The organism is Lacticaseibacillus parakribbianus, from assembly GCF_025490915.1.
Classification (GTDB): Bacteria; Bacillota; Bacilli; order Lactobacillales; family Lactobacillaceae; genus Lacticaseibacillus; species Lacticaseibacillus parakribbianus.
The window spans coordinates 265,366-280,952 of the sequence record NZ_JANQBA010000001.1 but is presented as its reverse complement, the minus strand read 5'-3'; the positions used below and the strand labels follow the sequence as shown (position 1 = coordinate 280,952).

The following is a 15,587-nucleotide window of genomic DNA, read 5'->3' as shown; positions in this document are numbered from 1 at the left end:
ATCGTCTGAACGGGCAAACTTCGGTTGCCCGTTCGGGCAGTGTTGAAAGTCAGATATGACTAATTGCGAATGATTCGACCCAAGTTTGAACCATCAAAAAATCGCACGTCCGGAAGACGTACGACCTCTATACTTTATATTTACGGGTCAGCTCAGGTGTTGCACGTTGTTGCAGAAGTTATCAATTTATGTCGATTATCACAACGCGACGTCGAAGATGGTTCGTTAAATATACTGATTTGTCTAGATTTGTGTTGAACCAAGTTGATACTGTTTGCATCGTTACCACCAGAAGCTGTAATCGACTTTCCGAACACATCCGCTTGCGGGTGTGTTTTTTTGCGTGACGAGACAAAAAACGCCTGGCGACTGCCAGGCGTTCGTGAGGCTTGGAACGAATCGGGGACGACTAGCGACGTTTACCGATGCGGCGGCGCCGGAAGCTGAACAGGGCCAAAAGGCTCATGGTACCGGTCAGAGCTAGGCCGAGGAGGCTGAGCCGCGGTGCGGTTGTCTCGCCGGTTTGCGGCAAGGCGGCACTCGCGCTGTCGTTTTGTGGCGTGGGGTTTGCCGGTTGGCCATTAATCAGCGGTTGCGGCTGCATCGGCGACTGCGGAGAGACGTCGGGGCGGTCACCAGTTGAAGACGGCTTCGGGGCAGGCTTTGGCGTGACCGATGGGTTCGGTTTGGGTGTCGGTACCGGAATTGGGTCGGCCGGGTTGCGCAGGTATTGCACCACATCCTGAATGTTCGCATCATTCGCGGTGACGCTCAGCACTGCCACTTGCGGCGAGCGAGCCGTGTAGCCTGCGACGGCAGGGGCGTCGTAGGCCGCAAAGGCGGCCTGTGTCGGTTGCCAGTCACCGTAAACCACGGTGGCGCTGCCATCCGCGGCGTAGGTCACGGTGGCGGTGCGACTGAAGGCCACGGTCTGGATGACCGGCTGGGCCAGCTCCCGACCGGTGCGATCGACGAAGCGAATGGTGCGGGTGATGGTGCGGTTCAAATCGGCTTGGGCGACGCCAGCGGGATAGACCCGCGGGTCGTCTGAATTGGTTGGGTCAACTCGGTCGCCTGGGTTCTTCGGGTCGCCCGGTGCCACCGTGACGGTGGTGGCAAAGTAAGTCACGGTGATGGCGGCGTCGGGCGTGTCGGGGGCGACGGTGTTAGCCGCAACCGATTGGGTAAACGTGGTCAGCCCTGCTTGGGCGGGACTGAGGACCTCCGGCCACTCGGCATTCGCTGTTGTCCAGGCGGTGTAGGTCACGTCACCACTCAGGTCAATGGTGGCCTCGCGCGTGTAGGTGACAAGCTGAACCACGGTGTCGGCCACAACCTGGCCGTCAGCGTCGACGTAACGAATCGTGCGGGTGATGGTGCGGTTCAAGTCGGCCTGGCCAACGCCTTCGGGATACACGCGGTCATCATCTGGGTTAGCTGGATCGACCTTGTCGCCTGGATTCTTCGGCTCATTCGGCGTGACGGTGATGGTCGCCGGGTAGTACGTGACCCGCACACTTTGGCTCGGAGTGGCGAACGCGACCTTGGCTGCGGCAACCACGTTCGTGCGGGTGGCGAGCCCGGTAACCGCCGGACTGTCAGCCGCGGCCCAGGTGCCGTCGCTGGTTGTCCAGCCGGTGTAGACGACCCCCGCTGTCGGGTCCGTGGCGTTGACGCGGTTCAAGTCGACGGTCGCAATGCGCCAGTAGGTGACGGTTTGGATCACCGGCTCGGCCACCGCCTGGCCGAGCGCATCGACGTAGCGGATGGTGCGGGTGATCACGCGGGTCAGGTCGCTGGCGCTGACACCGGCCGGGTATTCCCGCGGATCAGCGGCGTCAGCCGTGACCTTGTCGCCTTGGTTCTTCGGGGCGGTTGGCACAACGGTCAAAATGGCCGGGTAGTAAGTGACCGTGACGGCTGTGCTTGCGGTTTGAACCGTGGGCCGCTGAGCCGCCACGACCAGGACATCGGGGATTCGCTCACTGAGGGCCGGGCTCGCCACGGCGGCCCAGGTGCCATCTGCCGTCGCCCAAGCCGTGTAGGTGATGCCGGCCAGCGGGTCGTTGGCGTCGATGCGCGTCAAATCGACGGTGGCCGAGCGGTAGTAAGCGACGGTTTGCGTGACGCTTGGGGCAATCTGGTTGCCACTGGCGTCGACATAATTGATTGTTCGCGTAATGGTCCGGTTCAGGTCGCTGGCGCTGACACCGGCCGGGTATTCCCGCGGATCAGCGGCGTCAGCCGTGACCTTATCGCCTTGGTTCTTCGGGGCGGTCGGTTGAACCGTCAAAATGGCCGGGTAGTAAGTAACGGTGACGGTTGTGCCGGCGGTTTCAGCTGTGGTTGTCTGAGCCCCCACGACTTTCGTGAAGGTGATTTGGCCAGTGAAGGTCGGGCTGTCGGCCGCGGCCCAGACGGCATCGCGGGTCGTCCAGTCCGTGTAAGTGATGCCGGCGCCTGGGTCATCCGCATCGATCAGGCTCAGATCAAGCACTGCGCTGCGCGTGTAGGTGACGGTCTGAATGACTGGCCGGGTAATCTGATTGCCGAGCTCATCCACGTAGCTGATGGTTCGCGTAATAGTGCGGTTCAAATCGGCCGTCGAGACGCCGGCCGGGTACACACGGTCGTCGTCCGGGTTGGTCGGGTCGACCTTGTCCCCGGGGTTTTGGGGCTGGTCCGGGGTAACCGTGATGATGGTTGCGCGGTAGGTGACGGTGACGGATGCATCGTTGGTATCCTGGTTGGTTTTGACCGCCGCTACCTCCGGCATGTCTGGCGTCAGGCCAACATGCGCTGGACTGGTCACTTGGGGCCACTCGGCGTCGGTGGTGGCCCATGGTGTATAGACAATTCCCGCAAGCGAGTCGGTTTCGTCGACTAGGTTCAGGTCCACGGTTGCCGAGCGGAAGTACTTGACTACCTGGGTCACGACGTCGCCGAGTTGGTTTCCATTGGCGTCGACGTAGGTGATGGTACGGCTGATGGTGCGGTTCAGGTCGCTTGCACTGACGCCGGCCGGGTACTCGCGCGAATCGGCCGGATCTTCGGGGGTCACCTTGTCGCCTTCGTTCTTCGGCGCCGTCGGCTGGACCGTCAAAATGGCCGGGTAGTAAATAACGGTGACGGTTTCATCGTCGGTGTCAGCGGTTGTCATCTGCGCCGCAACGGTTTTAACGAAGGTCACCTTGCCGGCGATGGTTGGACTTACAACAGCGGCCCAAGTCCCATCAGCCGTTGTCCAATCCGTGTAGGTGATTCCGGCTGCAGGATTGGCTGGGTCGACCAGATTCAGATCAATCATCGCACTGCGCGTGTAGGTTATAGACTGGGTCTGTGGCTGGGCAAGGCTGTTGCCCAGTTCATCGACGTAGCTGATTACCCGTGTCACTGCTCGCTTCAAGTCCGCGGCGGTCACTCCGGCCGGGTACTCACGGTTATCATTGGGGTCATCTGGGCTGACCTTGTCGCCTGGGTTCTTGGGATTGTCCGGTGAAACCGTGATAGTGGCCGGGAAGTAGACGACCGTGATTGTCGAGTCAACGGTAACAGGACTGGTTATGCGTGCCTCAACTTCCTTCATGTTCGGAATCATGCCAGTACGTGCCGGACTGGCGACCTGAGGCCATTCCGCATCAGTCGTCGACCATTGCGTGTAGGTGATGCCTGCGAGCGGGTCGCTTGCATCCATCAGATTCAAGTCGATTGTTGCCGAGCGGGTGTATTTGACTACTTGAGTCACAACGCCGCCGAGCTGGGTCCCATCAGCATTGACGTAGGTGATTGTCCGGGTGATTGTGCGATTGAGGTCGTCTGTGTCAACGCCAGCAGGGTAGACACGGTTATCATCCGAATTGCTTGGATCTACCGCCTCACCAGGTTGTTTGGGTGAATCTGGTGAGATTGTCAGGCCGGCAGGGTAGTAGGTGACGGTGATTGCCGCGTCGGCTGTGTCTTGCGTAGTCGTAACTGATCTAACTTCTGGTGCGTTGGGAATCAGTCCACTTCGCTCAGGTGTTTTGACCTGAGGCCATTCCGCATCGGTTGTCGACCATTGCGTGTAGGTGATGCCTGCGAGCGGGTCGCTTGCATCCACCCGATTCAAGTCGATTGTTGCCGAGCGGGTGTATTTGACTACTTGAGTCACAACGTCGCCGAGCTGGGTCCCATCAGCATTGACGTAGGTGATTGTCCGGGTGATTGTGCGATTGAGGTCGTCTGTGTCAACGCCAGCAGGGTAGACACGCTTATCATTTGGATCTGTCGCATCGACTGGAACATCTGCGGCTTGCGGCTCATCGGCGGTGATGGTGAGTAGGGATGGGTAATAGATTACGTTCACAATCGTAGTTGGCGTATCCACCGTGGTGGTTGCCACGTCGACTTGCTTGGTGAAGGTGATCCACGAGGAAATCGATGGACTGGTGACCGCCGGCCAGGTCTCATCGGCCGTAGTCCAGGCGCTGTAGGTGATGCCTGCGGTTGGGTCGGTCGCGCTGAGCTGATTCAGGTTAATCGTTGCACTGCGCGTGTAGGTGACAGGCTGGATAACGGTGCTGGCTGCGAGATCACCATTATTGGCCGAATAGTTGATGATACGGAAAATTGTTCGGTTCAAGTCCTTGGCGGTGACACCGGCTGGGTACTCACGGTTGTCATCGGGATTGGTCGACTCGATCGGATCACCGGGATTGTGCGGTGCGGTCGGTTCAACTGTGATAATCGCCGGGAAGTAGGTCACAACCACGGTTTCGTCGGTAGTGCTGGCGGAGGTGGCGCTTTCTGCAACGACTTTGGTGAAAGTCAGCATGTCGACCACACTTGGGCTGGTCGTCGCGGCCCATGTGGCATCCGTGCTCGTCCAGTCGGTGTAGGTGACACCGGCATTCAGATCAACCGTGGCCGCGCGGGTGTAAATCACTGGCTGAATGACGTCGGCGGCGACGGGCTGACCGGTTTCATCGACATACTTGATGGTGCGGGTGACAGTTTTGGTCAAATCCTGCTGCGAGACGCCTGCCGGGTACTCACGATCATCCTCGGGGTTGGTTGGATCTACCGCCTCACCTGGCTCTTTGGGATCAGCCGGGGTCACCGTGAGAATCGCCGGGTAGTAGAGCACGGTTACCGTTTCGTCGCTCGAGTCGTCTGAGGTGGTGAAGGCTGGCACCTGCTTGGGGGATGGCACGAGCTGTGGCACGTCAGGACTGGTCACAGACGACCAGATCGCATTCGCCGTGGTCCAGTCGCTGTAGCTCACGGCACCGGTGGCGAGGTTGACGGTCGCGTTGCGGGTGTAGGTGACGGTTTGCTGGTTTTGGGATGGAAAATCGGCCCGAACGCCGGCCAGCTGGTACTGGATGGTGCGGGTGACGGTGCGAACCAAGTCGCTTTGCGCCACGCCTTCCGGATACACTCGGTTGTCGTTCGGATCTTCAGGGTTAATCGCATCTCCTGGGTTCTTGGGCTGGTCAGGGGTGACCGTCACTTGGTCTGGGTAGTAGGAGACGTTTACCGCCACACTCGCTGTGTCTTCAGTCGTCGTGACGGCTTCGATGTCTGTGGAGTTGGCCAGTAGCCCCGGCAAAACCGGGCTTGTCAGCGCCGACCACTGGTCGTCTGTGCTTTGCCAGGGCGTATAGCTGACAACCGGGTCGCCAGCGCCGAAGGCAACGGTGGCATCGCGGGTGAACGTCACGGTCTGCACGACATCGGTCGCCACGGTATCGCCTGTCATACCATTGACAAAAGTGATGGTCCGGGTGATTGATCGCTTCAGCTCATTGGCCGCGACGCCTGCTGGATAGGTTCGGGAATCAGTCGGATCCTCGGAAACCTTGTCGCCCGGATTCTTGGGCGCATCAGACGTCACGGTCACTTGGTCTGGGTAGTACACCACCGTGACTGTCTCATCCGGTGTGTCGGCCGTGGTGGTGACGGCTACAACCGTGCTGGTTCCTGCAACCCAACCAACAAAATCGGGATTGGAGCGGGCCGGCCAGACGGCGTCGGTCGTCTGCCAGGGTTCGTAGCTGGTGACGCCGGTGCCTGTGCTGAAATTGACGCTTGCATCGCGGGTGTAGGCAATTTCCTGTGCAACAGTCCCCAAAACGGTGCCTTCTGTGGTGACGTACTTAATGGTCCGGGTCACCGTTTTGTTCAAATTAGTCTTACCGACGTCGGCGGGGTAGACGCGTGGATCGTCTGTCAGATTGCTGACCGGGGTGCCACCGTCCTGCGGCGCGGTGGCCGAGACTTCGGCGATGGCGGGGAAGTAGAGGACCATGGTTTGGACGTCGGCATCCGTAGCCGTCACAGTCAGAGCCTTAGTGGTGGCCCTGGCGGGAACCAGGTCTGGCACGACGGGGCTTGGGACCTCATCGAAGCTGGCATTGGCGGTCGTCCAATCGCTGTACACGAGCGTCGGGTTATCGCCGCGCCAGTCGACGGTTGCGCTGCGCGTGAAGGTGACCTCCTGATGCTCGGTCGCTGCGACGGGGTCACCGTCCAGGCCGACGAAGGTGATGGTGCGGCTGATTGTTCGCTTCAGATCACTGACGGTCAGGCCGTCTGGATAAACACGCGGGTCCTCATCATCGAGGCCAACCTTATCGCCTGGGGTCTTGGGATTATCGCTGGTCACCACTTCCACACTCGGGTAATAACGGATGTAGACCGTCACGTCATCACTCGTCTCGAAAACGCTTTGAGCTGGAATGGACGTCGGGCCGGCGACCATCCCTGGCTTGGCCGGGGCAAAGAATCCGCCCCACTGGATGTCGAGGACCCACCATTCGCTCTGGGTGATGGCCGGCGGCGTCTGGCCGAAATCAAGCACGCCACGCCGAACGAATCGTACCTCCTGCCGCGTGTCCTCGTTGAAGCTCTCCCCGGTGACCGCATTGATCAACACGATGGTGCGGGTCTTGGTCAGGTAGCTGTCGGCCGGAGTCATACCCTCGGGATACTTGCGGGGGTCGTCTGGGTTCGTCGAGACCGGGGTCCCGGCGTCTTTGGGGCCCTCGAAATTCACAATCTGCGGAAAGTAGGTGATGGTCACCGTTTCGTCGCCGGTATCCCCGGTCGTTGTCACGGCGGCAACCGTGGTTTGACTCGGGACCAATTCCTTGACAAGTGGTGCTGCCGCCTCGGACCACACCGGGTCGGCTGCGACCCAATTCGAATAGCTGACGGTGGGCGGATTGGTCAGAAAACTGACGGTGCCGATTCGGGTATACTTAACTTCTTGAACGACGTCTGGCGCCACCGTATCGCCGGCTTCATCGACGAAGTGAATCGTGCGGGTGACGGTTTTGGTTAAGTCGGTCGTTGTGACGCCGGCTGGATAATTCGGTGAAATTAAATGCAGGCTTGAAACCGGCGTGTTCGCCACCTTGGGTGTGACGGCCGTTGTCACGTCGTCGTTAGTGGCCAGCGGGGACACTTGAATCGTTGCCGGAAAGTAATAGATTGCGTCGATGGTGGTCACATTGGAAACACTGACACGTTCGGGGATTGCACGCCACTGTGCGACCAGGCCATCGATCACGGGAAAATCGCTGTGGCGCAGTGGCGGCCAAGAGTATATTGGCGAGTAGTCGAACGTTAGGTTCACGGTGTCTCCGGAAAGTGACGCCTGACTTGGAATCAGGACGTAATCGGTAAAACTGAATTGATCGAGATAGTTGCCACTTGCGTCGGTTTTCATGCCATCGCGCTGTATGATTTGATGTGTGACGTACTGGTAATACGGCACGGCGACGACACCGACTGACTGACCGCTTGGATTGTATTCTCGGACTGCCAGTGCCTTGGTCAGGTCAAGGTCAGGGTCAAGGCCTGCGAGGTCAAACGTCCAACTTCCATCACTGGCGACGGTTGTAGTCGCGAGTTCGCCACCTCGCCAAAGCTTGACGGTGTTGCCAGGGGTGGCGGTGCCGCTGATGACCTTGGCGTCCCAGGCAGGGGTGCCGGTGATCGTGGCGGAGTGCGTCGTAATCACTGGCGGGTCATCCGGTTCCTCGATGTCGGGTTCGATGTCGTTGACTGCCGCGAGTTTACCCGCAGTGGTGCTGGCCGCAGTAGTGACCGCACCTAGCAGCTTGGTTGAATCAGTTTTCGATTGCGCGTTCGGGCTGGCGGCAGCCGTTGGAGCGGCCACTTTTGGGCCGGCCGCTGTGGTGTCCGCAGCGGTTGGCACTGCGGGCTGATCGGATTCAAGTGTATCGGGCCCAGTCGTGTCGGTGGTTGTGTCGTCCGAGTCCGTTGCGGACGAGGTCGTCCCTGCCGTTGATTCGGTGGTGGTGGCTGGCGCATCGCCAGCGCCATCGCTTGGTTTTGCACCCGGTTCACCAGGGCCGGTTTCAGATGCGACTTGATCGGTCGCCGCGGTCTCGGCAGCGCCGGCGTCAGTCGGCTGTTCAGTCGTGGTTGACGTCTCCGGCGCCGGGGTGTCTTCGTTGACCGAGGAAACAGAGCTTCGCAGCGGGACGGTCGGTGTTTTGGCGGTCGCAGGCGCCGCAGTGGTCAAAGCAGGCGCCTCGCCTCCTTCGGCGCTCGCTGCGCCGACGCTGTGCGGTTTGGCCAGCCAAATCCCAAAGGCCGTGCCGGCGACCAACCAGAATTTGCCGGACTTGTAGAGCCTGAAGCGCAACTTGCGCTCGGTCGTGCTGTCTTTCAGGTGCGTCGATGAATGCCGTGACATAGTATTCCTCCTTAGAGAATTCAACCATACCAATGACTATCGATGACCGCCAATTGGCAGAATCAGCGATTATTCGTGAATGGTAGCATCGGTAAAATTAGCTGTCAAATTTCCGGCTTGACGGCCGGCGATGCAGGCGGTGTACGCGGCGTGAACCGCCTGCCGGTCGTTCGGTATATGCAGCATACCAATCAATTGATTGCCACCGCGACCTATTGGCGAGCGGCGCGACCAATGCGTTACTTGGCGCTAAGCTGGCTGCGGTGGGTGACCGTGACGATAAGCCGACTCGCCGGGCCAGCCCTGGTCGTCAGGCCGCTGCATCTTTGACTACCGCCGGCGGGGCCCTTTTGCTATAATGAGACGCAGTAGCTTACAATTTGGAAGGAACGACCCACATGATTTATTTTGATAACAGTGCAACCACCAAGGCGCTGCCGGCGGTGCTAGACACCTACCGCACCGTCTCGGAGGACTTTTACGGCAACCCCAGCAGCCTTCACGCCGTTGGCGGCAAGGCCGACGCGATGCTGCAAGGGGCCCGCAAGCAAATTGCCTCGCTGATGCAGGCCAAGCCCGACGAGATCTACTTCACCAGCTGCGGCACGGAGGGCGATAACTGGGTGATCAAGGGCACCGCCTTTGAGAAGCGCCAGTTCGGCCGGCACCTGATCACCACCGCCATTGAGCACCCCGCGGTCATCAACACGATGCACCAGCTCGAGCAGCTGGGCTTTGAGGTGACCTACCTCCCGGTTGACCACCGCGGCTTCATTGACCCCAACGACTTGAAAAATGCGCTGCGCGACGACACGATTCTGGTCTCCGTGATGGCGGTCAACAACGAGGTCGGCGCCAAGCAGCCGCTCGATGAGATTGCGGCGATTCTGGCCGACCATCCGAATGTTCACTTCCACGTCGATGCGGTTCAAGGCATCGGCAAGGGGTTGATGGCGACGCTGCGCAACCCGCGGATCGACTTCATCACGTTTTCCGGGCACAAGTTCCACGCGCCGCGCGGCACCGGCTTCGTCTACATGAAGGAAGGCCGCCACATCGCGCCGCTTCTGGCCGGTGGCGGCCAGGAGGACAACCAGCGCTCGGGCACCGAAAACACGCCGGCCATCGCGGCGATGGCCAAGGCTTTGCGGCTGCTGTTAACCGACGAGGACCAAAAGGTGGCGCATGAGCAGGCGATTCGCCGCCGCATCTACGAACACGTCGCCAAGTTCCCCAATGTCGTGATGTTCAGCCAGCTCACGCCGGACTTTGCGCCGCACATTTTGTGCTTTGCGCTGCCTGGGGTGCGTGGCGAGACCATCGTTCACGCCTTTGAGCAACACGACATCTACATCAGCACCACCAGTGCCTGCTCCAGCAAAAAGGGCACCGAGTCCAGCACCCTGGCGGCGATGCACGTGCCAAGCCAGATCGCGACCAGCGCGATTCGCGTCAGCCTGGACGACCAGAACACCTTGGCCGAGGCCGATGCCTTCAACGCGGCCTTCGATCAGGTTTACGCTGGCTTCGCCAAGCTTTTTGCCACCCCCCAACAATAGGAAGGAAGATACTGTGCAATACAGTGAAATCATGGTTCGCTACGGCGAGCTGTCAACCAAGGGTAAGAACCGTCAGGCCTTCATCGGCCGGCTGAACGGCAACGTCACCAAGGCCCTCCACGAGTTCCCGGCGCTGCGAATGCACCCCAAGCGTGACCGGCTGCACATTGACCTGAACGGCGAAGACGCCGACGCGGTCATGGCGCGGCTCGGGAAGGTCTTTGGTATCCAAAGCTTCTCGCCCTCCGTCGCAGTGGCCAAGGAAATGCCGGCGGTTCACGAAGCGGTGCTCGAGCTGATGGCGGCCACCGTCCCGACCGGGGCCTCGTACAAGGTTCAGACCAAGCGTTCGGACCACAACTTCGAGCTGGATACCAACGAGATGAATTTGAACCTCGGCGACATGCTGACCGACGCCCGGCCGGATCTGGTCGTCAAGATGAAGGACCCGGATTACGTGCTGCGCGTCGAGGTGCGGCGCGAGGCGATTTTTCTCTCGACCAAAACGGTCCTGGGCGCCGGCGGTTTGCCGGTCGGCACGGCCGGCAAGGGCGTGTTGATGCTCAGCGGTGGGATTGACTCGCCGGTGGCCGGCTACCTGGCCCTCAAGCGGGGGGTCGACATCGAAATGGTTCACTTCTTCTCGCCGCCTTACACCAGCGACCAGGCCCTGGCCAAGGCCAAGCAGCTGACCACCAAGCTAGCGCCTTACGTCGGCAGCATTCGCTTCATCCAGGTACCGTTCACGGAGATTCAAGAGACCATTAAGTCCAGCCTGCCGGAGGGCTACCTGATGACGATTCAGCGGCGGTTGATGCTGCGGCTGGCCGAGGCCATCGCCAAGCAGCAAGGGGCCCTCGCCATTTTCAACGGCGAATCGGTCGGTCAGGTCGCGTCGCAGACGCTTGAAAGCATGGTTGCAATCAACGACGTCACCACAATGCCGATCATCCGGCCGGTGGCGACGATGGACAAAAACGAGATTATCCGCGTGGCCGAAGACATCGACACCTACGCGCTGTCGATCATGCCGTTCGAGGATTGCTGCACGATTTTCGCTCCGCCGGCGCCCAAGACCAAGCCCAACTTGGATAAGGCCCGGTACTACGAGAGCAAGCTGGACGTCGAGGGGTTGATGGCCCGGGCCCTGGCCGGCATTCAGATCACCGAGATTCGCAGCTCCGACGAGTTCATGGCGCAAAATCAAGACGTCATCGCCGAACTGCTTTAAAGCCTTGTCAGACCCCGAAGCGCAATCGCTTCGGGGTCTTTGTGTGGGTCGCCAAGCCAATTGGGCTCAGACCGGAGTGGGACTGACGAACAAAAATCAGTGAAAATGCGGGTTGCAACCAGACTTTGTTTGCTCGTTCACAATCTTCGTGATAAACTATTAACTGAAAGCGGTAACAGTTATCACGAGGGGTGAAGACGTTGTTAAACACCAAGGCACAAGTCTCCAAGGCGACCGTTCGCAGAATTCCGTTGTACTACCGCGCGGTGCAGCAGCTCCAGCAGCAGGGCATCAGCCGCATCCGTTCGGACCGCCTTAGCGAGATTATTCACATTCCGTCTGCGACCATCCGCCGCGATTTTTCCAGCTTCGGGGAGCTGGGCAAAAGCGGCTACGGCTACTCGGTCGGCACCTTAGTCGACGAGTTCGGCAAGCTTTTGGACGTCCAAAGCCGCGAGGAGATGCTGCTAGTCGGGGTCGGTGGCCTCGGGGCGGCGCTGATGGAGAATAATTTCCGGCGCAACCCCGATTTGAACATCACCATGGCCTTTGATGCCGATCCGGCCAAGGTCGGGACGGTGGTCGCCGGCATTCCGGTCTACGACTTCGCAACCCTTCAAGAGCACCTGACCCCGGCGATGCACACCGCCATTCTGGCGGTGCCCAGCACGTCGCAGACCGCGGTGGTCAACGCGTTGGAGGCGGCCGGGGTGAACGCGATTCTCACCTTCGCCCCGCAGCCGGTGGTCTGTGAGCCGGGGACCACGATTCGCTACATCGATCTGACCTCGGAGCTTCAAAGCCTGCTGTACGTTGCCCACCAAAAGGGCGCCCACGAAAAGGCCCGGTGATTCCCGCGGTCGCAGGCGGCTGGCCGCCGGCGAGAACCGGGGCCGGGCCGGGGCGGTGTCGCGCGGTGGTTCGGCGCCTTGCGGTGAGAATCGCCGCCGGTACGGCCGGCGCCTGGTCAAATTTTCGTTGACGGCCGGCCAGCCGCTGGCCTATAATGCGGGTAACGCGTTGAACAAGAGGGTCGCGCGGTGACGTTTTCAGCGACAAGGCGGTCGGTGCAAGCCTTGACGTCACGCGCGATTGTAGCTTGCGAGCTGCCTTTTTGAACCGAGTAGGAAAGGCCGGGCCACGCCCGTTATCCGATAAGCTGGAGGGCGCTGGCCCTCAATTTAGGTGGCACCGCGAGCTGACTCGTCCTAGAACTGGGACGGGTCTTTTTTGTTTAGTCACGCAACACATGGAGGGACGTTCAATGAAAGAAGAACTGGCACCAAAATTCGACCCCAAGGCGGTTGAGGCGGGGCGCTACGAGAAGTGGCTGGAACAAGGCGTCTTCAAGCCGTCCGGCGACAAGTCGGCTAAACCATACAGCATCGTGATTCCGCCGCCGAATGTCACCGGCAAGCTGCACCTCGGCCACGCCTGGGACACGACGCTTCAGGACATGATTATTCGCCAAAAGCGGATGCAGGGCTTTGACACCCTGTGGCTGCCGGGGATGGACCACGCCGGCATCGCAACGCAGGCCAAGGTTGAGGCCAAGCTGCGCCAGGAAGGCATCACCCGCTACGACCTGGGTCGCGACGCGTTCGTCGACAAGGTCTGGGAGTGGAAAGATGAGTTCGCCGCCACCATCAAGAAGCAGTGGGGCAAAATGGGCCTGTCTTTGGACTACTCCCGCGAACGCTTCACGCTGGACGACGGGCTGAGCCAGGCGGTTCGCAAGGTCTTCGTCGACCTCTACAACAAGGGGTTGATTTACCGCGGTGAGTACATCGTCAACTGGGATCCCCAGGCTCGCACGGCGTTGTCCGACATCGAGGTGCTGCACCAAGACGACCAAGGCGCGTTTTACCACATGATCTACAAGTACGCCGATGGGACCCCAGGCGGCATTGAAATCGCCACGACCCGGCCGGAAACGATGTTCGGCGACACCGCGGTGGCGGTCAATGGCCACGACGCGCGGTACCAAGACGTGATCGGCAAGACCGTCATCGTGCCCGGGGTCGGGCGCGAGATTCCGATCATCGCCGATGAGCACGCCGATCCCGAGTTCGGCACCGGCGCGGTGAAAATCACCCCGGCGCATGACCCCAACGACTTTCAGGTCGGCAACCGCCACGACCTGCCGCGCATCAACTGCATGAACGACGACGGCACCATGAACGCCGTCGCCGGCAAGTACGCCGGCCAAGACCGCTTCGAGTGCCGCAAGAACCTGGTCAAGGACCTGCAGGCAAGCGGCGACTTGATCAAGATTGTGCCGATCGTCCACAGCGTCGGCCACTCCGAACGCACCGGCGTTCAGGTCGAGGCGCGGCTGTCGACCCAGTGGTTCGTCAAAATGGGGCCTTTGGCTGAGGCCGCGATCAAGAACCAGGCCACGGCCAACAAGATCACCTTCGTGCCGGAACGCTTCGAGCACACCTTCCTGAACTGGATGGCAAACATTCACGACTGGGTGATTTCGCGGCAGCTCTGGTGGGGCCACCGCATTCCGGCCTGGTACAACAAGCAGACCGGCGAGATGTACGTCGGCCTGGAGGCGCCTGAAGACGCCGAGAACTGGGAGCAAGACCCCGATGTCTTGGATACCTGGTTCAGTTCTGCCTTGTGGCCGTTTTCGACCATGGGCTGGCCGGACGAACAGGCGGCCGACTACCAGCGCTACTACCCGACCGACACGCTGGTCACTGGCTACGACATCATTCCGTTTTGGGTTGCGCGGATGATTTTCCAGGGCCTTGAGTTCACCGGCAAGCGGCCGTTCAAAAACGTCCTGCTGCACGGCTTGATTCGCGACGAGCAGGGCCGCAAGATGAGCAAGAGCCTGGGCAACGGCATCGACCCGATGGACGTCATCGAAAAATACGGCGCCGACGCGCTGCGGTGGTTCTTGATCAACGGCTCGACGCCGGGCCAAGACACGCGTTTTTCCTGGGACAAGATGGGGGCCAGCTGGAACTTCGTCAACAAGATCTGGAACATGTCCCGCTTCGTCTTGATGAACCTGGCCGACACCACTGCCGATCAAAAGCCCGATCCTGCGACCTTCGACCTGCCGGACCAGTGGCTGTTCGCCCGGTTGAACCAAACCGTCGCCAGCGTCACCGCCAAGTTCGACAGCTTCGAGTTCGGCGAGGCCGAGCGCGACTTGTACAACTTCATCTGGAACGAACTGGCCGATTGGTACATCGAAATGGCCAAGGAGGTCCTGACCGGTGACGACGAGGTGGCCAAGGCCGCCAAGCGCGTCAACCTGATGTACGTGCTGGATCAGGTGCTGCGCCTGATGCACCCGATTATGCCGTTCGTGACCGAGAAAATCTGGTTGACCATGCCGCACATCGGCGAGTCGATCGTGACGGCCAGCTACCCGGTGGTTCACCCCGAGTTCGACAACGACCAGGCGATCACCGACATGCAGGCGATCATCGAGCTGATCCGCGCGGTTCGCGGCATTCGCACCGAGGTCAACGCGCCGCTCAGCACCCCGCTTGACGTGCAGGTGCGGCTGCAGGACGCGGCCTTGGCGCCGCTGTTCACGGCCAACGCTGAGTTCATCGACCGCTTCGTTCACACGGCCGGCTTTGAGGTTGGCCCAGACCTTGAGGTGCCGACGCTTGCGGCGTCGGCCGTCATCTCCGGGGCCACGGTCTACGTGCCGCTGACCGAGCTGATCGACTTGGACGAGGAAATCGCCAAGCTGCAAAAAGAGGCCGGCAAGCTGACCCAAGAGATCACCCGCGTGACCAAGAAGCTGGGCAACCCAGGGTTTTTGGCCAAGGCCCCGGCGGCCGTGGTCGCCGAGCAAAAGGCCAAGCAGGCCGACTTTGAGGCCAAGCTGGCGGCCACCAATGCCCGCATCGCGGAGCTTCAGGCGGCCAAGTAGCGAGCCAGTACCAGCAGTTTTGCAGGCACCCGGCGCGAAATCGCGCCGGGTGTTTGGCGTGGGTGTGACGCGAGGCAAAATGCTTGACACCAAATTGGTCCGGTGTTAAGCTATCCGCGAATGATTATTCTTGTGCGGGGAGGCAGCATAAGGCCACAGCTGCTTTGTTATCCACCGCGCGGG

Annotated in this window: 5 protein-coding genes and 1 other annotated feature; of the genes, 4 read left to right on the top strand and 1 reads right to left on the bottom strand. The window is 60.4% G+C overall.

What is annotated here, in order from left to right:
- Window positions 1–409: 409 nt before the first annotated feature.
- Window positions 410–8,707, bottom strand: a complete 8,298-nt coding sequence (locus NUH19_RS01255) for a mucin-binding protein (protein WP_262314742.1) — start codon at window positions 8,705–8,707, stop codon at window positions 410–412.
- A 398-nt stretch (window positions 8,708–9,105) separates the two neighbouring features.
- Between NUH19_RS01255 and NUH19_RS01250 the strand changes: the two genes are divergently transcribed.
- The 4 genes from NUH19_RS01250 to NUH19_RS01235 all read left to right on the top strand — a co-directional run bounded on the left by NUH19_RS01250 (window position 9,106) and on the right by NUH19_RS01235 (window position 15,404).
- Window positions 9,106–10,266: a cysteine desulfurase family protein gene (locus NUH19_RS01250; protein WP_262314741.1), complete on the top strand. Its 1,161-nt coding sequence runs from the start codon at window positions 9,106–9,108 to the stop codon at window positions 10,264–10,266.
- Between the two features lie 13 nt (window positions 10,267–10,279).
- Complete coding sequence (thiI, locus tag NUH19_RS01245; RefSeq protein WP_262314740.1) at window positions 10,280–11,497, top strand: tRNA uracil 4-sulfurtransferase ThiI; 1,218 nt, start codon at window positions 10,280–10,282, stop codon at window positions 11,495–11,497.
- A gap of 200 nt (window positions 11,498–11,697) precedes the next feature.
- Window positions 11,698–12,348 (top strand): redox-sensing transcriptional repressor Rex, encoded by a 651-nt coding sequence (locus NUH19_RS01240; protein WP_262314739.1) that lies wholly within the window; start codon window positions 11,698–11,700, stop codon window positions 12,346–12,348.
- Between the two features lie 160 nt (window positions 12,349–12,508).
- Window positions 12,509–12,711, top strand: a binding site (T-box leader).
- Between the two features lie 50 nt (window positions 12,712–12,761).
- Window positions 12,762–15,404 (top strand): valine--tRNA ligase, encoded by a 2,643-nt coding sequence (locus tag NUH19_RS01235; protein WP_262314738.1) that lies wholly within the window; start codon window positions 12,762–12,764, stop codon window positions 15,402–15,404.
- Window positions 15,405–15,587: the final 183 nt, after the last annotated feature.

Bases quoted from the DNA above. Each gene is read 5' to 3' on its own strand.
- NUH19_RS01250 (WP_262314741.1), top strand. From the start codon at position 9,106: ATGATTTATTTTGATAACAGTGCAACCACCAAGGCGCTGCCGGCGGTG.
- NUH19_RS01255 (WP_262314742.1), bottom strand. From the start codon at position 8,707: ATGTCACGGCATTCATCGACGCACCTGAAAGACAGCACGACCGAGCGC.
- NUH19_RS01235 (WP_262314738.1), top strand. From the start codon at position 12,762: ATGAAAGAAGAACTGGCACCAAAATTCGACCCCAAGGCGGTTGAGGCG.